The sequence below is a fragment of the Modestobacter sp. I12A-02662 genome, assembly GCF_041028325.1.
GTDB lineage: Bacteria > Actinomycetota > Actinomycetes > Mycobacteriales > Geodermatophilaceae > Modestobacter.
This window is the reverse complement of record NZ_JABGDE010000006.1, coordinates 105,148-128,726: the sequence shown is the minus strand read 5'-3', so window position 1 is coordinate 128,726 and position 23,579 is coordinate 105,148. Positions and strand designations below refer to the sequence as shown.

18 protein-coding genes and 1 pseudogene are annotated in these 23,579 nt (G+C 76.0%); 18 read left to right on the top strand and 1 reads right to left on the bottom strand.

Annotated features, from left to right (window positions below; translation table 11 throughout):
• The first annotated feature begins 182 nt into the window (after positions 1-182).
• From HL189_RS10150 to holA, 15 genes and pseudogenes are all read left to right on the top strand, one after another.
• The gene (locus HL189_RS10150) at positions 183-3,413 is read left to right on the top strand and encodes an Rne/Rng family ribonuclease (RefSeq protein WP_369133576.1); all 3,231 of its coding nucleotides are present in this window, start codon (positions 183-185) and stop codon (positions 3,411-3,413) included.
• Positions 3,414-3,584: 171 nt separating this feature from the next.
• Positions 3,585-3,896, top strand: a complete 312-nt coding sequence (rplU, locus tag HL189_RS10145; protein WP_369133575.1) for a 50S ribosomal protein L21 — start codon at positions 3,585-3,587, stop codon at positions 3,894-3,896.
• Between the two features lie 7 nt (positions 3,897-3,903).
• A complete protein-coding gene (gene rpmA, locus HL189_RS10140) occupies positions 3,904-4,170 on the top strand; it encodes a 50S ribosomal protein L27 (RefSeq protein WP_369133574.1) in 267 nt (88 codons plus the stop codon).
• A 156-nt stretch (positions 4,171-4,326) separates the two neighbouring features.
• A complete protein-coding gene (gene obgE / locus HL189_RS10135; RefSeq protein WP_369133573.1) occupies positions 4,327-5,820 on the top strand; it encodes a GTPase ObgE in 1,494 nt (497 codons plus the stop codon).
• Positions 5,817-6,938 carry a glutamate 5-kinase gene (gene proB, locus HL189_RS10130; RefSeq protein ID WP_369133572.1) on the top strand — a complete coding sequence of 374 codons (1,122 nt, stop codon included), beginning with the start codon at positions 5,817-5,819 and terminating at the stop codon, positions 6,936-6,938. Before obgE ends, proB begins: the two co-directional genes overlap by 4 nt.
• A gap of 12 nt (positions 6,939-6,950) precedes the next feature.
• Positions 6,951-7,430: a peptide deformylase gene (gene def, locus HL189_RS10125; protein WP_369133571.1), complete on the top strand. Its 480-nt coding sequence runs from the start codon at positions 6,951-6,953 to the stop codon at positions 7,428-7,430.
• Positions 7,430-8,023, top strand: coding sequence for a GNAT family N-acetyltransferase (locus HL189_RS10120; protein WP_369133570.1), 594 nt, complete (start codon positions 7,430-7,432; stop codon positions 8,021-8,023). Before def ends, HL189_RS10120 begins: the two co-directional genes overlap by 1 nt.
• A 26-nt stretch (positions 8,024-8,049) precedes the next feature.
• Positions 8,050-9,300, top strand: coding sequence for a glutamate-5-semialdehyde dehydrogenase (locus HL189_RS10115; protein ID WP_369133569.1), 1,251 nt, complete (start codon positions 8,050-8,052; stop codon positions 9,298-9,300).
• A 101-nt stretch (positions 9,301-9,401) separates the two neighbouring features.
• Positions 9,402-10,154, top strand: a complete 753-nt coding sequence (nadD, locus tag HL189_RS10110) for a nicotinate-nucleotide adenylyltransferase (RefSeq protein ID WP_369133568.1) — start codon at positions 9,402-9,404, stop codon at positions 10,152-10,154.
• Positions 10,151-10,657, top strand: coding sequence for a ribosome silencing factor (gene rsfS / locus HL189_RS10105; RefSeq protein ID WP_369133567.1), 507 nt, complete (start codon positions 10,151-10,153; stop codon positions 10,655-10,657). Before nadD ends, rsfS begins: the two co-directional genes overlap by 4 nt.
• On the top strand, positions 10,654-11,403 hold the full coding sequence (locus HL189_RS10100; protein WP_369133566.1) for a histidine phosphatase family protein: 750 nt from the start codon (positions 10,654-10,656) through the stop codon (positions 11,401-11,403). Before rsfS ends, HL189_RS10100 begins: the two co-directional genes overlap by 4 nt.
• Before the next feature lie 73 nt (positions 11,404-11,476).
• Complete coding sequence (locus HL189_RS10095) at positions 11,477-12,355, top strand: DegV family protein (RefSeq protein WP_369133565.1); 879 nt, start codon at positions 11,477-11,479, stop codon at positions 12,353-12,355.
• A 137-nt stretch (positions 12,356-12,492) separates the two neighbouring features.
• Positions 12,493-13,338 carry a helix-hairpin-helix domain-containing protein gene (locus tag HL189_RS10090; protein ID WP_369133564.1) on the top strand — a complete coding sequence of 282 codons (846 nt, stop codon included), beginning with the start codon at positions 12,493-12,495 and terminating at the stop codon, positions 13,336-13,338.
• Positions 13,335-15,482 (top strand): annotated as a pseudogene (locus tag HL189_RS10085) (ComEC/Rec2 family competence protein); the annotation flags it as partial. The gene HL189_RS10090 and the pseudogene HL189_RS10085, both read left to right, overlap by 4 nt.
• A gap of 310 nt (positions 15,483-15,792) precedes the next feature.
• Positions 15,793-16,788 carry a DNA polymerase III subunit delta gene (gene holA, locus HL189_RS10080; protein ID WP_369133563.1) on the top strand — a complete coding sequence of 332 codons (996 nt, stop codon included), beginning with the start codon at positions 15,793-15,795 and terminating at the stop codon, positions 16,786-16,788.
• An 89-nt stretch (positions 16,789-16,877) separates the two neighbouring features.
• Here holA and rpsT read toward each other — a convergent pair whose 3' ends face one another.
• A complete protein-coding gene (gene rpsT / locus HL189_RS10075) occupies positions 16,878-17,138 on the bottom strand; it encodes a 30S ribosomal protein S20 (RefSeq protein WP_369133562.1) in 261 nt (86 codons plus the stop codon).
• 189 nt (positions 17,139-17,327) lie between these two features.
• On the opposite strand from rpsT, the gene lepA reads away from it, so the two are divergent.
• The 3 genes from lepA (at position 17,328) to HL189_RS10060 (ending at position 23,571) form a co-directional block, all read left to right on the top strand.
• Positions 17,328-19,172 carry a translation elongation factor 4 gene (gene lepA / locus HL189_RS10070; RefSeq protein WP_369133561.1) on the top strand — a complete coding sequence of 615 codons (1,845 nt, stop codon included), beginning with the start codon at positions 17,328-17,330 and terminating at the stop codon, positions 19,170-19,172.
• A gap of 20 nt (positions 19,173-19,192) precedes the next feature.
• Positions 19,193-19,867, top strand: a complete 675-nt coding sequence (locus tag HL189_RS10065; RefSeq protein WP_369133560.1) for an MOSC domain-containing protein — start codon at positions 19,193-19,195, stop codon at positions 19,865-19,867.
• A 122-nt stretch (positions 19,868-19,989) separates the two neighbouring features.
• Positions 19,990-23,571, top strand: a complete 3,582-nt coding sequence (locus HL189_RS10060) for a BTAD domain-containing putative transcriptional regulator (RefSeq protein ID WP_369133559.1) — start codon at positions 19,990-19,992, stop codon at positions 23,569-23,571.
• Positions 23,572-23,579: the final 8 nt, after the last annotated feature.

Genomic DNA, 23,579 nt, shown 5'->3' with positions numbered 1-23,579 from the left:
CACCCCGCACCACCAGCACGCTGCACCACCGGGTCCCAGCCGCACCGGCCGGGGCGCGACCAGACTTCGCGGGGCCGGGCCGCCGCAACCGCTGCGGCCGCCGCCCCGCCCAACCCGCGTTCCTGCGCGGCCGCCAGTCGGAGACGATCGGCGCCCGGGAGCGCACAGGAGGCGAGCCCTTCGTGGCCGACCGCATCGACGAGAACGACAGCGCGACCGAGCCGGCGGCAGCCGACCCGTCGCCCCTCGGCACCGAGGAGCCGGCCGCGCCGGACCTCGGCACCCCGCCGGAGGACACCCCCGAGCCGCCGGCCGAGGCCCCCGAGCTCCCGGCCGAGGACGAGACACCCGACGACGTCGCCGGCACCGATCCGGCCGCCGCGGACGAGGCGGACGCCGAGGCGCCGGCCGAGGCCGTCGCCGAGCCAGAGCCCGCCATCGGGGCCGAGCCGGCCGCCGAGGCCCAGCCCGCCGCCGAGGCTCAGCCCGCCGCCGAGGCTCAGCCCGCCGCCGAGGCCGAGCCCGCCGCCGAGGCCGAGCCCGCCGCCGAGCGCACGCTTGAGCCCGAGCCCGAGGGCCCGCGGTTCGGCGCCCAGTTCAGCTCGCCCGAGCCCACCACGGTGACCGCGCGGCCACGGCGCCGGGCCACCCGCCCGGCGCTGTCCGCGGACCCCGAGTCCGTCGCTCCGCCGGTCGCCGTCCCGCCGCCGGTGGTGCCCGCCTTCATCACCTTCGTCGCGCCCGAGCCGGAGGTCGCCGCACCGCGCCGGCGCAGCCGCCGCGCCCAGCCGGAGTCGCCCGCCGAGACCGACGCGTCCGCCCCCGCCACCGAGGAGCGGGACGCCGACGCGCCGCCGCCCCGGCGCTCGCGCAACCGCCGCCGGGAGGCCGTGGAGGCCGAGGACGGCGTCGCCACCGCCGAGGACACCGGTGCCGTGGTGGCCGCCGTCGACCTCGACGACGTGGACGTCGACACCGACGTCGACGAGCAGGACCTGGAGGACCGCGACACCGAGGACGGCGGGGGTGCCGGCAGCCGCCGTCGCCGCCGCGGCCGCCGGGGTCGCGGTCGCGGCCGGACCGGCGACGACGGTGCCGAGGGCGACGAGGACGCCCCGGACACCGCCCCGGCCGAGTCGGCCGACGACGAGGAGCCCGCGGAGACCGAGGACGCCGACGAGGGCGACGACGCCGAGGCCGGCGCCGGCTCGACCACCCGCCGTCGGCGCCGCCGGCGGCGCCGGGGGACCAGCGTCGAGGGCGCGGCCGACGAGCCCGCCGAGGACGCCGACGACCGGCCGGAGCGGGCCGGCCGCAACGGCCGGGTCAGCAGCGACGACGACGTCCGCGGCGTCGCCGGGTCCACCCGGCTGGAGGCCAAGCGGCAGCGCCGCCGGGAAGGGCGGGACGGCGGCCGTCGCCGCGCCCCGATCCTCAGCGAGTCGGAGTTCCTGGCCCGCCGCGAGGCCGTCGACCGGGCGATGGTGATCCGCCAGCAGGGCGAGCGCACCCAGATCGCCGTCCTCGAGGACGACGTGCTGGTCGAGCACTACGTGACCCAGGCGCAGGCCACCTCGTTCGCCGGCAACGTCTACCTGGGCCGGGTCCAGAACGTGCTGCCCAGCATGGAGGCGGCGTTCGTCGACATCGGCAAGGGCCGCAACGCCGTCCTGTACGCCGGTGAGGTCAACTGGGACGTCGCCGGCCTGACCGGCAAGCAGCGCTCCATCGAGCAGGCGCTCAAGAGCGGCGACAAGGTCCTGGTGCAGGTCACCAAGGACCCGATCGGCCACAAGGGCGCCCGGCTGACCCAGCAGATCAACCTGCCCGGCCGGTTCCTGGTCTACGTGCCCGGCGGCTCGATGACCGGCATCAGCCGCAAGCTCCCGGACAAGGAGCGCACCCGGCTCAAGGACGTCCTCAAGAAGATCGTCCCCGACGACGCCGGTGTGATCATCCGGACCGCCGCGGAGGGCGCCTCGGAGGAGGAGCTCACCCGCGACGTGGCCCGGCTGCAGGCGCAGTGGGAGGTCATCCAGACCAAGGCCGCCTCGACCAGCAACGCGCCGACGCTGCTCTACGGCGAGCCCGACCTCGCGATCCGGGTCATCCGCGACGTCTTCAACGAGGACTTCAAGCGGCTGGTCGTGCAGGGCGACGACGCCTGGGACACCGTCGAGGCCTACGTGGCCCACGTGTCCCCGGAGCTGTCCGAGCGGCTGCAGCGCTACACCGGCACCGGTGACGTCTTCCGCGACCTGCGGATCGACGAGCAGCTGGCCAAGGCGCTGGACCGCAAGGTGTGGCTGCCCTCGGGCGGCTCGCTGGTCATCGACCGCACCGAGGCGATGACGGTCGTCGACGTCAACACCGGGAAGTTCACCGGCTCCGGCGGCAACCTCGAGCAGACCGTCACCCGGAACAACATCGAGGCCGCCGAGGAGATCGTCCGGCAGCTCCGGCTCCGGGACATCGGCGGGATCATCGTCATCGACTTCATCGACATGGTCCTGGAGAGCAACCGGGACCTCGTGCTGCGGCGGCTGACCGAGTGCCTGGGCCGGGACCGCACCAAGCACCAGGTCGCCGAGGTCACCTCCCTGGGCCTGGTGCAGATGACCCGCAAGCGGGTGGGCCAGGGCCTGCTGGAGGTCTTCTCCGAGCCCTGCGAGCACTGCCGCGGGCGCGGGGTGCTGGTGCACACCGATCCGGTCGACGAGAAGCGGCGCAGCTCCGGGAGCGGGAACGGCGGCGGCAACGGCCGCAGCCGCGACCAGAACCGCGGCGGCGGCGACGCGGGCAAGCCCGCTGAGCCCGCCAGGCCGGCCGAGCCGGTCAAGGCCGCCGAGCCCGTGCCGGCTCCCGAGCCGGCCGGCGAGGCCGCTGCGTCCCCGGAACAGGCGGGCGAGGCCACGGGCGAGGGGCGCAGCCGGCGCAACCGCGGCCGGCGTGGCCGCGGCCAGTCGGGCGAGGCCCGCGCGGCCGAGGACGCCGCCGTGCTCGCCGGGGTCCTGGCGGACGACGAGCCGGCGGAGACGCCCGGCGACGAGCCGACCGCGGAACCGGTGGACGACGCCGTCCCGGCGGGGGAGACCGTGCCCGAGGAGGCCGCGACCGAGGTCGAGCCCGCCTCCGACGTCCAGCCCGCGGTCGACGCGGAGCCGGTGGCCGACGCCGCGGAGGCCGAGCCGGTCGCCGAGTCGCCCACCCCGGACGGCCTGCTGGCCGCGCGGATCGCCGAGGCGGCCGCGACGGGGACCAGCGTGACCCCGGTGGCGGTCGAGCCGGCCGCGGAGCCCCCGGTCGTCTTCACCCCCCAGCCGGTGGCCGAGCCGGTCGCCGGGGACGAGCCCGCGGTGGCCCGGCCACGGCGGCGCCGGGCAGCGACCCGCCCGGCAGGCCCGCCGGCCTGACAGCGGACCGCGTTCGACCCGGCCGCGCGGACTCGGGTACGCTGGTCGGGTTGCTGCGCCACGGGCAGTGCACCAGCCGGTGCCGCCTGGGAGGCGCGGGCAGCCCGTCCAGCACTCGGCCCCGGGCCGGTCGTGCGCGCAGGACACAGGTATTCGATCGAGGAGTCAGTGGTGTACGCAGTCGTCAAGGCCGGTGGAACGCAGCACAAGGTGGGTGTCGGTGACACGTTCACCATCAACCGCCTCGCCGGCGAGGCCGGTGACACGATCACCCTGCCGGCCCTCCTGCTGGTCGACGGCGACACCGTCACCACCGACGCGCAGGCGCTGGCCGGCGTCACGGTGACCGGCGAGATCGTCGAGCACGGCAAGGGCCCGAAGATCAAGATTCACAAGTACAAGAACAAGACCGGGTACCACAAGCGGCAGGGGCACCGTCAGCCCCTGACCAGCGTCGTGGTCCGCGACATCACGAAGGGCTGACGACGACATGGCACACAAGAAGGGCGCCTCGTCCTCCCGCAACGGCCGCGACTCCAACGCGCAGCGCCTGGGCGTCAAGCGCTTCGGCGGTCAGGTCGTCAAGGCCGGCGAGATCATCGTGCGCCAGCGCGGCACGCACTTCCACCCGGGCCTGGGCGTCGGCCGGGGCAAGGACGACACGCTGTTCGCCCTCGCGCCCGGTTCGGTGACCTTCGGTCAGCGCCGCGGCCGCCGGGTCGTCTCCATCGAGGCCGTCGAGACCGCAGCGGTCTGAGGAAGGGGCCTCCCTGCCCCGCCACTCGCAGGCTCGCGGCGGGACCCTGCAGGGAGGCCAACAGCTCCACCCGGGTGGCGGCGCCGTACGGCGCCGCCACCCTTTGCATTGACAGACACAGCCACATCCACAGGCAGTAGCAGAGAGGCGGCGACCATGGCCGCTTTCGTCGACCGGGTGACGGTCCACGTGGCCGCGGGCAACGGGTCCCACGGGGTCAGTTCGGTGCACCGCGAGAAGTTCAAGCCGCTGGGCGGTCCCGACGGGGGCAACGGCGGCGACGGTGGGGACGTCGTCCTCGAGGTCGACCCGAACGTGCACACCCTGCTGGACTTCCACCACTCCCCGCACCAGAAGGCCGGCAACGGCAAGCAGGCCGCCGGGGACTTCAAGAACGGCGGCCGCGGCGAGGACCGGGTGCTGCGGGTCCCCCCGGGTACGGTCGTCTCGGTCGGCGGCGAGGTCATCGCCGACCTGATGGGTGCCGGCACCCGGCTGGTGCTGGCCCGCGGCGGCAAGGGCGGGCTGGGCAACGCCGCGCTGGCCAACTCGCGGCGCAAGGCCCCCGGCTTCGCGCTGCTCGGTGAGCCCGGCGAGACGGTGGACGCCGTCCTGGAGCTGAAGTCGATCGCCGACGTCGGCCTGGTCGGGTACCCCTCGGCGGGCAAGTCCTCGCTGGTCGCCGCGATGTCCGCCGCCCGCCCGAAGATCGCCGACTACCCGTTCACCACGCTGGTGCCGCAGCTGGGCGTGGTCCGGGCCGGCGACGTCACCTACACGATGGCCGACGTCCCGGGTCTCATCCCCGGCGCCTCGACCGGCAAGGGCCTCGGGCTGCAGTTCCTCCGGCACGTCGAGCGCTGCGCGGTCCTGGTGCACGTGGTCGACATGGCGACGATGGAGCCCGGGCGCGACCCGGAGAGCGACATCGAGGCCCTCGAGCACGAGCTGCGCGAGTACGGCGGCGACGAGCTCGACCTGGTGGGCCGGCTGCGGATCGCCGTCCTCAACAAGATCGACGTCCCGGACGCGCGGGAGCTGGTCGACCTCGTGCGCGACTCGCTCGAGGCGCGCGGCCTGCAGGTCTTCCCGGTCAGCGTGGCCACCCACGAGGGTCTCGGCGAGCTGGGCTTCGCGCTCGCCCGCGAGGTCGAGCAGTACCGCGCCTCGCTGCCGGAGGTCGAGCCGGCGCGGATCACCCTCACCCCGCGGGCGGTCGACGACGGCGGCTTCACCGTCGAGCCCGACCCGCGCACCGACGGCTGGCTGGTGCGCGGCCGCAAGCCCGAGCGGTGGGTCGTGCAGACCGACTTCACCAACGACGAGGCCGTGGGCTTCCTCGCCGACCGGCTCAACCGGCTCGGCGTCGAGGAGGCACTGGCCGCGGCCGGCGCCGTCCCCGGCGACGCGGTGACCGTCGGGGACGTCACCTTCGACTGGGAGCCGACGCTGCCGGCCGGCACGCTCACGATCGAGGAGTCCGCGGGTCTGGGTGGCCGCGGCACCGACGTCCGGCTGGAGACGAACACCCGGCGCGGCGCCGAGGAGCGGCTGGCGGCCAAGAAGGCCCGCCGGGTGCCCTACGAGGTCGCCGAGGACGACGGCTACATCGACCAGTCCCTGCTCGAAGACCCCGACGAGCACCGGTGAGCACCCGGCCGGAGATCGCCGGGGCGCAGCGGGTCGTGGTCAAGGTCGGCTCCTCGTCGCTGACCACGCTGCCCGGCGGGCTGGACGGCGAGCGGCTGCGGTCGCTCGTCGACGTCCTCGCGGCACTGCGGGCCGCCGGCCGCGAGGTCGTCCTGGTCTCCTCCGGGGCGATCGCGGCGGGCCTCGCGCCGCTGGGCATCGAGACCCGGCCGCGGGACCTGGCGACCGCGCAGGCGGCGGCCAGCGTCGGGCAGCTGCGGCTGGTGCAGACCTACGCCGACGCGTTCGCCACGCACGGCATCACCGTCGGCCAGGTGCTGCTCACCGCCGACGACCTGACCCGGCGCGGCCACTACCGCAACGCCCGGCAGACCGTCGAGCGGCTGCTGGCCCTCGGGGTGCTGCCGATCGTGAACGAGAACGACACGGTCGCCACCGAGGAGATCCGCTTCGGCGACAACGACCGGCTCGCCGCGCTGGTGGCGCACCTGGCGGTCGCCGACGCGCTGGTGCTGCTCTCCGACGTCGACGGCGTCTACGACGGGGACCCGCGTTCAGGTCCGGCGCGGCTGGTGGAGACCGTGCGCGGCCGCGCGGACCTGGCGAGCGTCGCGCTCGGCTCGGCCAGCCGCAACGGCGTGGGCACCGGCGGGATGGCCACCAAGGTCGAGGCGGCGTTCATCGCCTCCGCGGCCGGGGTGCCCGTCGTCGTCACCTCGACGCCGCAGGCCGCCGCCGCGCTCGCGGGGGAGCGGGTCGGGACGCTGTTCGCGGCGTCGGGCCGGCGGCCCTCGGCGCGGCAGTTCTGGCTCCGGTACGCCAGCCGGCCACGGGGTCGCGTGCTGCTCGACGAGGGGGCCGTCCGCGCCGTCCGCGAGCGGCACGCCTCGCTGCTGGCGGCGGGGGTCACCGGGGTGAGCGGGGACTTCCTGGCCGACGACCCCGTGGAGCTGGTCGGCCCGGACGGGGTCGTCGTCGCCCGTGGCCTGGTCGCCTACGACGCCCGGGAGATGCCGGACCTGGTCGGCCGCAAGACCGGCGAGCTGGACCCGGAGCACCGCCGCGAGGTCGTGCACCGGGACGAGATGGTGCTGGTCGGGCGCCGAGTCCTCGGCTGACAGACTGCACCGGTGAGCGTTCGACCCATCCGCGAGATCGGTGATCCCGTCCTCCGCACGCCCGCCGACCCGGTGCGCGCCTTCGACAAGGACCTGGCCGCGCTGGTGCGCGACCTGGAGGAGACGGTCGACCACCCCGGCCGGGCCGGGGTCGCCGCGCCGCAGATCGGCGTGGGCCTGCGGGTCTTCTCCTACAACGTCGACGGCGTCATCGGCCACCTGGTCAACCCGGTGGTGACCGAGCGCTCGGCGGAGACCCAGGACGACGACGAGGGGTGCCTGTCCATCCCCGGCCTCTACGCCCCCACCGTCCGGGCGATGCACTGCGTGGCCGAGGGCTTCGACGTGCACGGGGCGCCGCTGCGCCTGGAGGGCACCGGGCTGATGGCCCGCTGCCTGCAGCACGAGGTCGACCACCTCGACGGGAAGCTGTTCGTCGACCGGCTGACCGGGGACGCCCGCAAGCGGGTGCTCCGGGCGCTGCGCGGCTGATGGAGGCGTTCCTGTCGCCGGTGACCCTGTCCGGGTCCCTGGTCACCCTCGAGCCGCTGTCCGCCGGCTCCGTCGACGAGCTGGTCGGCGCCGCGTCGGACGGCCGGCTGTGGGAGCTCTGGTACACCAGCGTCCCGACGCCGGAGGGGATGGCGGCCGACGTCGCCGCCAAGCTCGCCGCCCGGGACGCCGGGACGATGCTGCCGTTCCTCGTGCGCCGCACCGCCGACGGGACGGCGGTCGGGGTGACCACCTACTGCAACGTGGAGCCCGAGGTGCCGCGGCTGGAGATCGGCTACACCTGGACCGCCGCCTCGGCGCAGCGCAGCGGGGTGAACGCGGAGAGCAAGCTGCTGCTGCTCACCCACGCCTTCGAGGTGCTCGGGTGCATCGCGGTGGAGTTCCGCACCCACTGGCACAACCTGCAGTCCCGGACGGCGATCGCCCGGCTCGGCGCCAAGCAGGACGGCGTGCTGCGCAACCACCGGCGGCAGCCGGACGGCTCGTTGCGGGACACCGTGGTCTTCTCGATCCTCGACAGCGAGTGGCCCGCAGTGCGCGCCGGCCTGCGCCACCGGCTCGCCCGTTCCTGACCCCGGGCGCCGCGTAACCTCGACCCGTGTCCGAGGCCGACTTCCCGCTGATCGGGGCCGCTGCCCACCGCGCCCGTGAGGCCGCGCGTGTGCTCCGCACCCTGCCCACCGCCACCAAGGACGCCGCGCTCGCCGCGATGGCCGACGCGCTGCTGGAGCGGGCCGACGAGGTGCTCGCGGCCAACACCGCCGACGTCGACGCCGCGGCCGCGGAGGGGACGCCGTCCTCGCTGCTGGACCGGCTGCGCCTGGACCGGACCCGGCTGGCCTCGGTGGCCGACGCGCTGCGGCAGCTGATCGCCCTGCCGGACCCGGTCGGCGACGTCGTCCGCGGGTCCCGGCTGCCCAACGGCCTGCAGCTGCGGCAGGTGCGGGTGCCGCTCGGCGTGGTCGGGATCATCTACGAGGCCCGTCCGAACGTGACCGTCGACGCCGCCGGGCTGTGCCTGAAGAGCGGCAACGCGGCGCTGCTGCGCGGGTCGGCCTCGGCGCACCGCACGAACACCGCGCTGGTCGCCGTCCTCACCGAGGCCGCGGAGAAGGCCGGCCTGCCGGCCGGGTCGGTCGCCCTGCTGCCGGCCGACCGGGCGTCGGTGGGGGAGCTGCTGAACGCGCGCGGGCTGGTGGACGTCGTCATCCCGCGCGGGGGCGCCTCGCTGATCCAGCGGGTGGTCCGCGAGTCCACCGTCCCGGTCATCGAGACCGGCGTCGGCAACTGCCACGTGTACGTCGACGCCTCGGCCGACGCGGCCATGGCCGAGGCGATCGTGCTCAACTCCAAGACCCACCGGGTCAGCGTCTGCAACTCCGCGGAGACGCTGCTCGTGCACCGCGACGTGCCCTTCCTGCCGCGGCTGCTGGCGGCCCTCGCCGACGCGGGGGTCACCCTGCACGGCGACGAGGCCGCGCAAGCGGCCGCCGAGGGTGTCGTCCCGGCCACTGACGAGGACTGGGCGGCCGAGTACCTGTCGCTGGACATGGCCGTGCGGGTGGTCGACGACCTGCCGGCTGCGCTGGACCACATCGCGCGGTGGGGGAGCGGGCACTCCGAGGCGATCGTGGCCGACTCCGCGGGAGCCATCGCCGACTTCACCGCCGGGGTGGACGCGGCCGCCGTCCTGGTCAACGCCTCCACCCGGTTCACCGACGGGGGCGAGTTCGGGTTCGGCGCGGAGATCGGCATCTCCACCCAGAAGCTGCACGCCCGCGGCCCGCTGGGGCTGCCCGAGCTCACCTCCACCACGTACGTCGTCACCGGCAGCGGGCACACCCGCTGAGGTCGCGGGCGCCGACGCGCACCGCCCGGTTCGCCGATCTGGCGGGCGTGACCCGGCGGTCGCCTCGGCGGCGGCCACCGGCACCGGGCTAGGCTCGATCGGTGGCAGCACGTCGACTGGGAGTGATGGGCGGGACCTTCGACCCCGTCCACCACGGGCACCTCGTGGCCGCCAGCGAGGTCGCCGGGCTCTTCGGCCTCGACGAGGTCGTGTTCGTCCCGACCGGCCAGCCGTGGCAGAAGTCCGAACGCGGGGTGAGCCCGGCCGAGGACCGCTACCTGATGACGGTGATCGCGACCGCCTCCAACCCGCGGTTCTCGGTGAGCCGGGTGGACGTGGACCGGCGCGGCCCGACCTACACCATCGACACACTCAGCGACCTGCACCGCGAGCACCCGGACGCCGAGCTGTTCTTCATCACCGGCGCGGACGCGCTGGCCCAGATCATGAGCTGGCGGGACACCGACCGGCTCTTCCAGCTCGCCCACTTCGTCGGGGTGACCCGCCCGGGCTACCACCTGGCCGACGCCGACCTGCCCGAGGGCGCGGTCAGCCTGGTCGAGGTGCCGGCGCTGGCGATCAGCTCGACGGACTGCCGCGAGCGCGTGCACCGCGGGATGCCGGTCTGGTACCTCGTCCCCGACGGCGTCGTGCAGTACATCGAGAAGCGCGGCCTCTACCGCGGCGACCGTACGGTGGTACGGGACCGTGCGGGTCATCGCAGCCCCCGGCCGGACGGCGCCCGTCCCCAGGCGGGACCACCCACGGACGAGCAGCCGGACAAGCCGACGCTGCCCGACCACCCAGCCCCCGGGGACACCACGTCCCCCGATCTGCAGGAGATGCCCCGATGACCGCCTCGGCCGAGGCCCGAGAGACCGCGCTGATCGCCGCGCAGGCCGCCGCGGACAAGCTGGCCACCGACGTCATGATCGTGGACGTCAGCGAGCGACTGGCGATCACCGACGCCTTCGTGCTGGCGTCCGCACCCAACGAGCGTCAGGTGCAGTCCATCGTCGACGAGGTCGAGGAGCGGCTGCGCGAGCACGGCGCCAAGCCGGTGCGCCGGGAGGGGGTCGCCGAGTCCCGCTGGGTGCTGCTGGACTTCGTCGACATCGTCGTCCACGTGCAGCACGCGGAGGAACGCGCCTACTACGCCCTCGAGCGGCTGTGGAAGGACTGCCCGGTGATCCCGTTCGTGGACCGCTCGCTGCCCGGCAGGGCGGCCGGCACGGCCGGTGGGGACGGTGCGCCGGAGGCGGCCGCGCCCGCCGAGGGCCCCGCGGCGGCCGGGGACACCGGCCCGGCCGCCGCCGGCCAGCAGTCCGACGCGGAGACCGACGAGACCCACCGGTGACCGACCCGCTGTCCGCCCCCTCGATCCGTCGCCTGCTCGTCTGGCGGCACGGCCGCACCGAGTGGAACGCGGCGGGACGGTTCCAGGGGCAACTGGACCCGCCGCTGGACGCCGAGGGACGCGCCCAGGCGGCGCGGACCGCCCCGCACCTCGCCGCGGCGCTGCACGGCACGGAGGCGGTGCTGGTCTCCAGCGACCTGCAGCGCGCCGCGGACACCGCGGCGACGCTCGCGCCGCTGCTGGGCGTCGAGCTGAGGGTGGACGAGCGCCTGCGGGAGCACGGGCTGGGCTGCTGGGAGGGACTGACCCGGGACGAGGTCGCCGAGCAGCTCCCGGACCAGTACGCCGACTGGCAGGCCGGACGGCCGGTGCCCGGCCGCGGGGGAGAGGCGCAGGCCGACGTCGCGGCGCGGGTCCTGGCGGCCGTCGCCGACCTGCCGCCGGTGGACACGGCGGTCCTTGTGACCCACGGCGGCACGGCGGGGCGGCTGCTCGAGGCGCTGCTCGGTCTGGGCCCGGAGCACCGGCGGGTCTTCGGACCGCTGGGCAACTGCCACTGGAGCGAGCTGGCGTTCCACTCGTCGGGCTGGCGGCTGATGCGGCACAACCTCGCGGTGCCGGGCCCGGGACGGGTCGAGGGACTGCGGGACGGCCGCTCGGGGACCGACGTCCCGGACGCCCCCCACGCCGGGGCGAGCCCGGAGGAGGGCGCGCCGGCTCCCGCACAGGACGCCGACGCCGTCTGACCCCACCGCGCCCCCGTACCCGGGGGCGCGGGGTGGCCCCCGGGCCGCCCGGCCAGCGGGTTAGCCTCCGGCCATGCCCGTCGCCGTGGTCACCGACTCCACGGCCTACCTGCCTCCCGACCTGGTCGAGCGGCTGCGCATCGAGGTCGTGCCGCTGTACGTGGGGCTGGCCGGCCGGTCCGGACGCGAGGGCACCGACGTCACCCCCGACGAGGTGGCCCGGGCGCTGAGCACCCGCGGCGGTCACGTCTCCACCTCCCGGCCGACGCCCGGTGACTTCGTCGCCGTGTACCGGCGGCTGCTCGGCGCCGGGGCCGACCGGATCGTCTCCATCCACCTGTCCGCCGAGCTGTCCGGCACCCACGACGCGGCGCGGCTGGCCGCGGCGCAGGTCGGTGAGCACCTGGTGACCGTCCTGGACTCCCGTTCGGCGGCGATGGGCAGCGGGTTCGCCGTCCTCGCCGCGGCCCGCGCGGCGGCCGCCGGGCAGCCGGCCGGGGCGGTGGCGGAGGTCGCGCGGTCCACCGCCGCCGCGACCCGCACGTTCTTCGTCGTGGACACCCTCGAGCACCTGCGCCGGGGCGGCCGGATCGGCTCGGCCGCCGCGCTGCTGGGCAGCGCGCTGTCGGTGAAGCCGCTGCTGCACGTCGCGGACGGGCGGGTCGTCGCGCTGGAGAAGGTCCGCACGTCGAGCCGGGCGCTGCACCGGCTCGTCCAGCGGGCCGCCGAGGCGGCCGGGGACGCGCCGGTGGCGGTGGCGGTGCACCACCTGGCCGCGCCCGAGCGGGCCGCCCGGCTCGCCGAGCAGCTCCGCGGACGACTGCCCCGGCTGACCGCGCTGCACGTGAGCGAGCTCGGAGCTGCGGTGGGAGCGCACGTGGGGCCGGGTGCCGTGGGTCTGGTGGTCGACCCCACCGAGCAGGAGCACGGTGAGGAGCCGCAGCAGGGCTGAACGCGGGGCCGGGATCACCCGCGCACCGTGGCCGGTCGACGCGTCCGGTGCGTTCCGTCGTCCACAGCCAGGACGGTCGTCCACAGCCTGGCGCAGGCCGTGGCGCCGACCGGTCGGGCCTCCCTAGCGTCCGGCAGGTGCGTTCCTCCGCCCGCCGCCGCCGCGATGACGACGACGTCATCCGCGCCCGGTTGCGGGCGTTGCTGGCCGAGGGCCGGGGCCCCGCCGGCGGGTGGGTGCCGGACGACGAGGACGAACCGCCGGCGGCCGGAGCCTGGCCGGACGACCCGGCGGAGACGGTGCCCGTCCCCCTCGAAGCGCCTCCCGAGCTGCCGGCCCCCGCGGGACTCGGGCGTCACCGGCTGCCCGGCCCGGCCGCCCGGCTGGACCCCGGGCGGCGGGGTGCCTGGTCGCTGTGGGCCGCGGCCGTGCTGGCCGCGCTGCTGGTCGCCGGCTGGACCTGGGCCGACCGGCCCGCCGTCGAGCGGGTGACCGGCGCCGCCCCCGTCGGGGCCGAGGTGCCGGCGGGGACGTCGTCCGCGCCCCCGACCGCGTCGGCGCCCGAACCGGTCGTCGTGTCCGTCGTCGGTGCGGTCGCCGCTCCCGGACTGGTCACCCTCCCGCCAGGAGCGCGGGTGGCCGACGCGCTCGCCGCGGCCGGCGGGCTGCTGCCCGACGCGGACCCGGCGTCGGTCAACGCCGCCGCGGTGCTCGTCGACGGTGAGCAGGTCGTGGTCGCCCGGCCGGGGGCGGCGCCGGCGGCCGCGGGCGCCGGCGCCGCAGCGGGAGGAGCGCTCGACCTCAACACGGCCACGGTCGCCGACCTGGACGCGCTGCCGGGCATCGGCCCGGTGCTGGCGCAGCGGATCGTCGACCACCGGACCGCCCAGGGTCCGTTCAGCAGCGTCGAGCAGCTCGACGACGTGGACGGCATCGGCCCGGCGATCTACGCCGAGGTGCAGGACCGGGTGACGGTCCGGTGACCTCGCCGTCGGGATCCCGCCGGCCCGCCGAGGTGCGGCGGGTGCGCACCGACGCGCGCTGGGCCTGGGTCGACCTGCGGCTGCTGCCGGCGGCGGCGACCGTCTGGGTGGTCACGCTGGTCACCCCGCACCTCGCGCCGGTGCTCAGCCTCGCCGTGGGTGGGGGTGCGGCGGTCGTGGGGGCCGTCCTGCTGACCGGGTGGCGGAGCGCCAGGGCCGGCCGGGCCGCGGTGCTGGCCGGCTGCCTGGCCGCTCTCACCGTGTCCGCCGTGCTGGGAGGCGTCCGCGCCCAGCTCGACGGGACCTCGCCGTTGCGTCCCCTCGCCGCGCGGGAGGCGGTGGTGCCGGTCGTGTTGCGCGTGGACGACGACCCCCGGCCGCTGTCGGGAGCCGGCGCACCCCGGGTGCTGGTCGCCGCGACGGTGCAGGAGGTCGAGGGCTCGCCCGTCCGCGCCGCGCCGGTGCTGCTGTTCGGGCCGGCGGACGCGTGGGCCGAGCTGCTCCCCGGGCAGGTCGTCGGGGTGCGCGCGGCCGTCCGCCCCGCGGAGCCGGGGGACGAGGTCGTCGCCGTCCTGTCCGCCCGGGCGCCGCCGGTGCCCACCGGCGGACCGGGAGCGCTGCAGGAGGCCGCCGGCACCCTCCGGGCCGAGCTCGCCGAGTCGGCGGCGCGCACCCTGCCGGCCCGCCCGGCCGGCTTGCTGCCCGGGCTGGTGGTCGGCGACACCCGGGCGATGGACGACGTGCTGACCGACGAGTTCCGCCGGGCCGGGCTCGCGCACCTGACCGCCGTGTCCGGGGCCAACGTGGCGATCGTCGTCGCGTTCCTGCTGTGGCCGCTGCGGGCCCGCGGCACCGACCGGCGGGTCCAGGCGCTGGTCGGGGTCCTCGGGATCGCGCTGTTCGTCGTGCTGGCCCGGCCGGGGGCCAGCGTGCTGCGCGCGGCGGCGATGGGCGGGGTGGGTCTGCTCGCGCTCGCCTCCGGGCGTTCCCGGACGGCGGTCCCCGCGCTGGCGGCGGCGGTCGTCGTCCTGCTCCTGACCGAGCCCGGGCTGGCCCGCGACGGCGGTTTCGCGCTGTCGGTGGTGGCCACCGCGGCCATCGTGCTGCTGGCGCCGCCGTGGTCGCGGGCCCTGCGGCGGCGCGGCGTGCCCCGCCTGCCGGCCGACGCGCTGGCGGTCAGCGCCGCCGCAGGTCTCGCCACGGCTCCGCTGGTGGCCGCCCTCTCCGGGGTGGTCAGCCTCGTCTCCCTGCCGGCCAACCTGGTCGCCGCGCCCGCGGTCGCCCCGGCCACCGTGCTCGGGCTGGTCGCGACGCTGCTCTCCCCGGTCGCGCCCGTGCTGGCCGACGCGGCCACCTGGCTCGCCGGCTGGCCGGTGCGCTGGCTGGTCGGCGTCGCCGAGCGCGCGGCCGCGGTCCCCGACGGGGCGGCCGGCTGGCCGGCGGGCGCGGCGGGAGCCGTCCTGCTCGCGGTGCTGCTGGCCGTCGGCGGCTGGGCGCTGTGGCGCTGGCCCCGGTGCCGGGCGCTCGCGCTGGCGGTGCTCGTGGGCGTCGTGGTCCTGGGCTGGCCGCTGCGGCAGGCCACCCGGGGCTGGCCCGTGCCCGGCTCGGTGGTGGTCGCCTGCGACGTCGGTCAAGGTGACGCGCTCGTGGTGCCGACCGGCGCGGGGGCCGGGGTGCTGGTCGACGCCGGTCCCGACGGGCCGGCGGTCGACGCCTGCCTGACCCGGCTGGGCGTCGACGAGCTCCCCCTGGTGCTCCTGTCGCACCTCGACGCCGACCACGTGGCGGGGCTGGCCGGCGCGCTCAGCGGCCGCCGGGTCGGCGAGGTGGCCACCGGGACGCTCGCCCCGGGCGACGACCGGCTGCCCGCGGTCTCGGAGGTGCTGCACGGTGTCGGAGCCCGGCACGTCGTGCTGGTCCCCGGCGACCGGCGGACCGTGGGCAGCGCGACGTTCGAGGTGCTCGCGCCCGACCCGGCCGCAGCGACCGCCGCGGCCGAGGCCAACGACCTGTCGCTGGTGGTGCGCGCCAGCCATCGGGGCCTGCGGGTGCTGCTCACCGGTGACCTCGGCGCCGAGGCGGAGGCCGGCCTGGCGGCCGCGGGGACCGACCTCACCGCCGACGTGCTCAAGGTGCCGCACCACGGCAGCGCCGACGCGGACGCGGGGTTCCTGGCCGCCAGCGGCGCCCGGGTGGCCCTGGTGTCGGTCGGGGCGGACAACTCCTACGGGCACCCCGCCGACCGGCTGCTCGACCTGCTGGCCGCCCAGGGGATGCGCACCTACCGCACCGACCGGGACGGCGACGTGGCGGTGGTCGGCCGGGCGGGGGAGTGGGGGGTCGCCATCCGCGGTCCCGACGCCGTGCTCCGCGCCGGCGCGTCCGGTCCGGGGGCACCGTTCCCGGCGCCGGTCGCGGCGCGGTCCGGTCAGCTCCGCGTGGCAGCATGGCCGCGTGGCAGCCGCACCCCCCGCACCGACGTCCCGGCTGCGGCTGGTGGTGGGCGAGGAGGAGCTGCTCCGTGCGCGAGCCGTGACCGCCGTCCGGGCCGCGGTCCGCGAGCGCCACCCCGACAGCGAGGAGCACGAGCTCGCCGCGGCCGGGCTGCCGGTGGGGCAACTGGCCGACGTGCTCGCCCCGTCGCTGTTCGGCGGGCACCGGCTGGTGGTGGTGACCGGCGTCCACGAGGCCGCGGCCACGCTGGCCGAGGCGCTGACGAGCTACACCACGGACCCGGACCCCGACCTCACGCTCGTCCTGGTGCACGCCGGCGGAAAGCGGAACGAGGCGCTGCTGAAGACGTTCAAGGCGGCGGGCGCGGCGGTCGACGACTGCCCGAGGATCAGCTCTCCGGGGGACCGGATCGCGTTCGTGCGCAACGAGGTCCGCGCCGCGGGCGGCAGGATCACCCCGGACGCGGCCGTCGCGTTGCTGGACGCGGTGGGCAACGACCTGCGGCAGCTGTCCTCGGCGGCCAGCCAGCTCGTCTCCGACTTCGGCGGCACGATCGACGCCGACGCCGTCGCCCGGTTCCACCGCGGGCAGGCGGAGGTCTCCGGGTTCACCGTCGCCGAGCGGGTGCTGGTCGGGGACACCGCCGGGTCGGTGGAGATGCTCCGCTGGGCGCTCGAGCGCGGTGTGGCCCACGTGCTCATCGCCGACGCCCTCGCCGACGGGGTGCGCACCGCCGCGCGGGTGGCGTCGCTGAACACCTCCAACATCGGCGACCTCGCGCGGCAGCTGAAGCTCCCGCCGTGGAAGGTGAAGAAGGCGCAGGCCCAGGCGCGGGGCTGGACGATCGACGCCCTGCAGCAGGCGATCGGTGTCACGGCGGAGCTGAACGCCGACGTAAAGGGCGCGGCCGCCAGCGCCGACTACGCGCTCGAGCGCGCGGTCCGGCGGATCGTGGAGATCCGGGCCACCTCGGGCAACCGCCCCCGCGGCCGCTGAGGGGCACGCAGAGCGGCCCGGAACGCGACGAGCCCCTCTCCCAGCGGGGGAGGGGCTCGTGGACGGGGCGGCGCGGCCGCCCCGGTGGATCAGAGAGCGGCAGCGCGCTTGGCCAGCGCCGACTTGCGGTTGGCGGCCTGGTTCTTGTGGATGATGCCCTTGCTGGCGGCCTTGTCCAGCGCCTTGCTGGCGCTCCGCAGCGCGGTGACCGCGGTCTCCCGGTCCCCGGCGTCGGCGGCCGAGCGGAAACGCCGGACCGACGTCTTCAGGGCGGACTTGACCGCGACGTTGCGCTGACGCGCCCGCTCGTTCGTCTTGATCCGCTTGATCTGGGACTTGATGTTCGCCACGCGTGAGCCTCGGATGTCTCGCAGGAAGGGGTACGTCTGACAGTGCGTCCACGGCACGACGAAGCGCCTGCGGACCGGCCTCACAAGATACCAGCACACCGGAACCGCCCCAACCCGGAGGCGGGGGCAGGCGGCGCGAGCGGCGTCCTGCCGGGGTTTCGGCTCGACGGCGGGGGAGTCCGTGGGACGATGGGCAGCACTGTGACGACTCCTGCCTCCACCGATCCTGCCCGGATCCGGAACTTCTGCATCATCGCCCACATCGACCACGGCAAGTCGACGCTGGCCGACCGGATGCTCGAGGTCACCGGGATCATCGAGGCACGGCAGATGCGTGCCCAGTACCTCGACCGGATGGACATCGAGCGGGAACGCGGCATCACCATCAAGGCGCAGAACGTGCGCCTGCCGTGGCGGGTCGGCGACGACGAGTACGTCCTCGACATGATCGACACCCCCGGCCACGTCGACTTCACCTACGAGGTGTCCCGGTCGCTGGCCGCCTGCGAGGGCGCCGTGCTGCTGGTCGACGCCGCGCAGGGCATCGAGGCCCAGACGCTGGCCAACCTGTACCTGGCGATCGAGAACGACCTCACGATCATCCCGGTGCTCAACAAGATCGACCTGCCGGCCGCGCAGCCGGAGAAGTACGCCGCCGAGATCGCCCACATCATCGGCTGCGACCCCAGCGAGGTGCTCCGGGTCAGCGGCAAGACCGGGGAGGGCGTCGCCGACCTCCTCGACGTCATCGTCGAGAAGATCCCCGCTCCCGAGGGGGACGCCGACGCACCGGCCCGGGCGATGATCTTCGACTCGGTCTACGACATCTACCGCGGCGTGATCACCTACGTCCGGGTCGTCGACGGCCGGATCTCCGGGCGCGAGCGGATCAAGATGATGTCCACCGGTGCGGTCCACGAGCTGCTGGAGATCGGCGTCATCTCCCCGGAGCCCAAGCCGGTCGAAGGGCTCGGGGTCGGTGAGGTCGGCTACTTCATCACCGGGGTGAAGGACGTCCGCCAGTCCCGCGTCGGTGACACCGTCACGCTGCAGCACAAGCCGGCGGCCGAGCCGATCGGCGGCTACAGCGACCCCAAGCCGATGGTCTACTCCGGCCTCTACCCGATCGACGGCAGCGAGTACCAGCTGCTCCGCGAGTCGCTGGACAAGCTGCTCCTCAACGACGCCGCGCTGGTCTACGAGCCGGAGACCTCGGCCGCGCTGGGCTTCGGGTTCCGGGTCGGCTTCCTCGGCCTGCTGCACCTGGAGATCGTCCGCGAGCGGCTGGAGCGCGAGGGTGGGCTGAGCCTGATCTCGACCGCGCCCAACGTCGTCTACCGGGTGGTGATGGAGGACCGCTCGGAGGTCGTCGTCACCAACCCCAGCGACTGGCCGGCCGGCAAGATCGACAAGGTCTACGAGCCGATCGTCAACGCCACGATCATCGCCCCCAGCGACTACACCGGCGCGATCATGGAGCTCTGCCAGAGCCGCCGCGGCGCGCTCACCGGGATGGATTACCTGTCCGAGACCCGCGTCGAGCTGCGCTACACCCTGCCGCTGGGCGAGATCATCTTCGACTTCTTCGACGCACTGAAGTCCCGCACCCGCGGCTACGCCTCCCTGGACTACTCCGAGGCGGGTGAGCAGGAGTCGCAGCTGGTGAAGGTGGACATCCTGCTGCAGGGCGAGGCGGTCGACGCGTTCTCCGCGATCGTGCACAAGGACAAGGCGTACAGCTACGGCGTGCTCATGGCCGGCAAGCTGCGCGAGCTGATCCCGCGGCAGCAGTTCGAGGTGCCGATCCAGGCCGCGGTTGGGTCCCGGGTGATCGCCCGGGAGACCGTCCGCGCCATCCGCAAGGACGTGCTGGCCAAGTGCTACGGCGGTGACATCACCCGCAAGCGCAAGCTGCTGGAGAAGCAGAAGGAGGGCAAGAAGCGGATGAAGATGGTCGGCCGCGTCGAGGTCCCCCAGGAGGCCTTCGTGGCCGCGCTCTCCACCAACGAGTCCACCGCCGCCAAGCCCAAGTGAGCGCGCCCGCGAGCTCACCGGTGAGCAGAGCCGGTGGCGGGAGCGGCCGGGTCACCGCGGTCTGCGTCTCGGGCGCGGACCTGCTGCCGCTGCCCGACCGGCGCCCGAACCGCAGCGGCATCGACAAGCGGCCGGTCGACGGCCGGGTCACCGTCGGCGAGCTCGGCCTGGACGGCGACGTCCAGGTCAACCGGAAGTACCACGGCGGCGAGGGGCAGGCGGTGTACGCCTACGCCCAGGAGGACGCCGACTGGTGGGCCGCCGAGCTCGGCCGCGACCTTCCCCCGGGCCGGTTCGGCGAGAACCTGCGCACCAGCGGCCTGGACCTGACCAACGCCGTCCTCGGGGAGCGCTGGGCGGTCGGCACGGCACTGTTCGAGGTGACCGCCTGCCGGATCCCGTGCGCGAACTTCGAGCGGTTCTGGAACGTGCCCCGGCTGGTCAAGCGGTTCACCGCGCACGGGGCCAGCGGCGCCTACCTGCGGGTGCTGCGGACCGGCGAGGTCGGTGCCGGCGACGCCGTCGATGTGGTGGCCCGCCCCGACCACGGCGTCACCACCGGCCTGCTGTTCCGCGCCACCACGACCCAGAAGCACCGGATCGCCGAGATCGCCCCGGCCCTGGCCCACCTGCCGGTCAAGGACCAGCCGAAGGTGGCCGGGAAGATCGACCGGCTGCTGGCCGCCCGCGCCTGACGGCGCCTGGCAGCGCCGGCCGCCCGCGTCTGACGGCCGGCCGCTGGGGACGGCGGCGGTGCCGCGGCCCCTGCCCTGCACGCGCTCGCTCGTCTACCTTTCGGGCGGGCAGGGAAGGGCGGGTGGTCGGCACGACCGAACTGCGGGTCAACCTCCTGGGTGAGCTCACGGCCTCGTGCGCCGGGGCGCCCCTCGACCTGGGCGGTCCACGGCAGCGCGCCGTCCTGGCCGTCCTGCTGCTCGCCCGCGGCGAGATCGTGCCCGCCGACCGCCTGGTCGAGTCCGTCTGGGGTGACCACCCGCCGGCCGACACCAGCGGCGCCCTGCAGGCCTACATCTCCCACCTGCGCCGCCGGCTCGAACCGGGCACCGCCGCGCGCACCCGCTCGGCGGTGATCGTGCGGCAGGGCCCCGGCTACGCCGTCCGGCTGCCGGGTGACGCCGTGGACGCGTGGCGCTTCGAGACCCTGGTGCACCGCGCGGCGACCGCCGCCCCGGACCAGGCGGTGGACCTGCTCCGGGAGGCGCTCGGGCTCTGGCGGGGGCCGGCCCTCGCCGACTACCCCGACGCGCCGTGGGCCGAGGCCGAGATCGGCCGGCTCACCGAGCTGCGCGCCGCCGCGCGGGAGCGGCTGCTCGCCGCCCGCCTCGACCTCGGCGAGGCGGCGCTGCTCATCCCCGACCTGGAGGCCATGGTCGCCGAGGAACCACTGCGCGAGGAGCGGTGGCGGCTGCTCGCCCTGGCCCTCTACCGGTCCGACCGGCAGGCCGACGCCCTCGCCGCGCTGCGCCGGGCCCGCGCCACGCTGGCCGACGAGCTCGGCGTCGACCCCGGTCCGGCCCTGCGGGAACTGGAGGACGCCGTCCTGGCCCAGTCACCCGCGCTGCGGTCCCCGCCGCGACGCATGCCCGGGCCGGCACCGCGCCTCGCGGCCGCCCGGGCGGCGCCCGACGACCTGGCCGACCGGGACCGTGAGCTGGCCGCGGTCGGTGAGGCACTCGACGGGCTCGCCGAGGGCCGGCCCGGGCTGCTGCTGGTCGAGGGACCCGCCGGCATCGGCAAGACCCGGCTGCTCGCCGAGGCCCGGCGGCTGGCGGCCGAGCGCTCAGTGCGGGTGCTCACCGCCCGCGGCAGCCAGCTGGAGAAGGCCTTCGGCTTCGGCGCCGTCCGGCAGCTGTTCGAGCCCGAGCTCATGGCCGCCGACCGGCGCGAGGAACTGCTCAGCGGGGCCGCAGCCCCGGCTCGCGCGGTCTTCGACCTCGCCCCGGGCGAGGCGCCGGAGGGCTCGTTCGCCGCGCTGCACGGGCTGTACTGGCTGGCGGTCGAGCTCGCCGCTGCCGGCCCCCTGCTGCTGTCCGTCGACGACCTGCAGTGGTGCGACAGCGCGTCGCTGCGCTGCCTGGCGTACCTGGTCCGCCGGCTGGACGACGTACCGGTGCTCATCGTGGGCACGGTCCGGACCGGGGAGCAGCACGACGACGAGGAGCTGCTCGCCGAGCTGGCACTCGAGCCCACGGCGGTCGTCGTCCGGCCCGCGCCGCTGTCGGCGGAGGCGACGACCCGCATCGTCGGCCGCCGGCTGGGGGAGCCGGTGTCGCCGCTGTTCGCCCGCGCCTGCCACCGCACCACCTCGGGGAACCCGCTGCTGCTGCGGCAGCTGCTGCGCGGGCTGGAGGCCGACCGGGTGCGGCCCGACGCCGCGCACGCCGACACGGTCGTCGCGGTCGGCTCGCGGGCCGTGTCCAGCATGGTGCTGGTCCGGCTCCGCCGGGTCCCGCCCGACGTCCCCGCGGTGGCCCGGGCGGCAGCCGTGCTCGGGGACGGCGCGCCCCTCCCGGTTGTCGCCGCGCTGGCCGGCCTGCCCGAGCAGCAGACGGCGGCGGCCCTCGCCGTCCTCGCCCGGGCCGAGATCGTCAAGGACGAGCAGCCGCTGGCGTTCGTCCACCCACTGGTCCGCGACGCCGTGTACCGGGACCTGCCGGCCGCCGAGCGCGGGCTGCGCCACGAGGAGGCGGCACGGCTGCTGCGCGCGGCCGGCGCCAGCGACGAGCAGGTGGCGGCCCACCTGCTGCTCGCCCCGCCCCGCGCCGACGAGGTCACCACCGACGTGCTGCGCCGGGCAGCGCGGACCGCGGCCGACCGGGGTGCCTCCGACAGCGCCGTCACCTACCTGCGCCGGGCGCTCACCGAGCCGCCGTCGCTGCGGTCCCTGCCCGGCGTGCTGATCGAGCTGGGCACGGTGGAGGCGCTGGTCGACGGCGCCGCCGGCACCGGTCACCTGCTGCGCGCCTACGCGCTGGTCGACGACCCGCGGACCCGCGCGGACCTGGCGATCGTGATCGCCCGCACGCACGTCTTCGCCAGCCCGCCCGGCACCGCCACCGCCTTCGCCCGGGCAGCCGGTGCGGCGCTGCCGGCCGAGCTGACCGACCACCGGCAGGCGCTGGTCGCGCTGGAGCGCACCAGCGGCTACATGCACGGCCTGGACCCGGCGGTGTGGCGGACGCCGACGCCCCCGGTTCCGGAGGGGGACGGGGACGGCGCGCGGATGCTCGCCGCCTCGCTGGCGTTCGAGACCACCCTGGCCGGGGAGGACCGGGCCCGGGCCGTCGAGCTGGCCCGCGCCGCCCTCGCCGGGGACCGGCTGTGGACGGTCGACAGCGGGCTGTTCTGGATCGTCGCCGCCGTCGTCCGGGTGCTCGCCGACGACGACCTCGGGGACTTCTGGCACCGGGCCAGGGCCGCGGCGCACGCGCAGGGATCGCTGTTCGCCGTGCACTCGACGAACCTGTGGCAGGGCTTCTGGCACTGGCGGCGGGGTGAGCTGGACGAGGCGCTCACCTGCCTGCGGGACGCCCTCGACCAGGCCCGGATGTGGGGCGGCACCGAGCTCGGCGACTCCTACACCCGGGCCTTCGAGATCGCCTGCCACCTCGACCGCGGGGACCTCCCCGCCGCCCGCCGGGCAGCGGACGCCGGGCTCGCCGCGCCGCACCCCGGGGAGGGAGGCAGGCTGCTCCAGCACGCCGTCGCCCGGCTGCTGGTCGCGGAGGGCAGGTTCGAGGAGGCCCTGGGGGTGGTCGTGCGGATCCCGGCGCCGGTGGCGATCCCGAACCCGGTGTGGCACCCGTGGCGGGGCACCGGCGCCCTCGCCCTGGCCGGCTTGGGCCGCACCGGCGAGGCGGTCGGCCTCGCGGAGGAGGAGGTCCGGCTGCTGCGGCGGTGGGGCGCGCCCAGCCACCTGGGCGCCGCGCTGCGCCTGCTCGGTGAGCTGCGCGGCCCGGCGGGGCTGGCCGACCTGCGCGAGGCGGTGGAGGTGCTGGCGCCCACCTCGGCCGCGGTCGAGCTGGCCCGGGCCGGCTGCGCGCTGGGCCGCCGTCCGGAGGTGCCGGACGAGGAGGCGGAACCGCTGCTGCGCGCCGCGAGCGAGACCGCGCACCAGCGCGGGGCGGCGGGCGTCCTCGCGGAGGCATGCGCGGCGCTGGAGGCGCGGGGGTTGACCGACGAGCCCCGGCCCGCCGCCGAGCACCTGTCCACCACCGAGCGCCGCATCCTCGACCTGACCGCGGCCGGCCTCGACGTCCGGGAGGTCGCCGAGCGGCTGTACCTCGCGCCCGGCACGGTCAACTCGGTGCTGCAGGCCGCCGACGGCGACCGCCTCAAGTTCCTCTCAAGTCCGCCGACCGACGCTGTGCACCGCTGAGACGAGGT

What these genes read in the sequence shown, in the direction of transcription:
- rpmA (WP_369133574.1), top strand. Translation starts at nt 3,904, where the DNA reads ATGGCACACAAGAAGGGCGCCTCGTCCTCCCGCAACGGCCGCGACTCC.
- obgE (WP_369133573.1), top strand. Translation starts at nt 4,327, where the DNA reads ATGGCCGCTTTCGTCGACCGGGTGACGGTCCACGTGGCCGCGGGCAAC.
- HL189_RS10120 (WP_369133570.1), top strand. Translation starts at nt 7,430, where the DNA reads ATGGAGGCGTTCCTGTCGCCGGTGACCCTGTCCGGGTCCCTGGTCACC.
- rsfS (WP_369133567.1), top strand. Translation starts at nt 10,151, where the DNA reads ATGACCGCCTCGGCCGAGGCCCGAGAGACCGCGCTGATCGCCGCGCAG.
- HL189_RS10095 (WP_369133565.1), top strand. Translation starts at nt 11,477, where the DNA reads ATGCCCGTCGCCGTGGTCACCGACTCCACGGCCTACCTGCCTCCCGAC.
- lepA (WP_369133561.1), top strand. Translation starts at nt 17,328, where the DNA reads ATGGGCAGCACTGTGACGACTCCTGCCTCCACCGATCCTGCCCGGATC.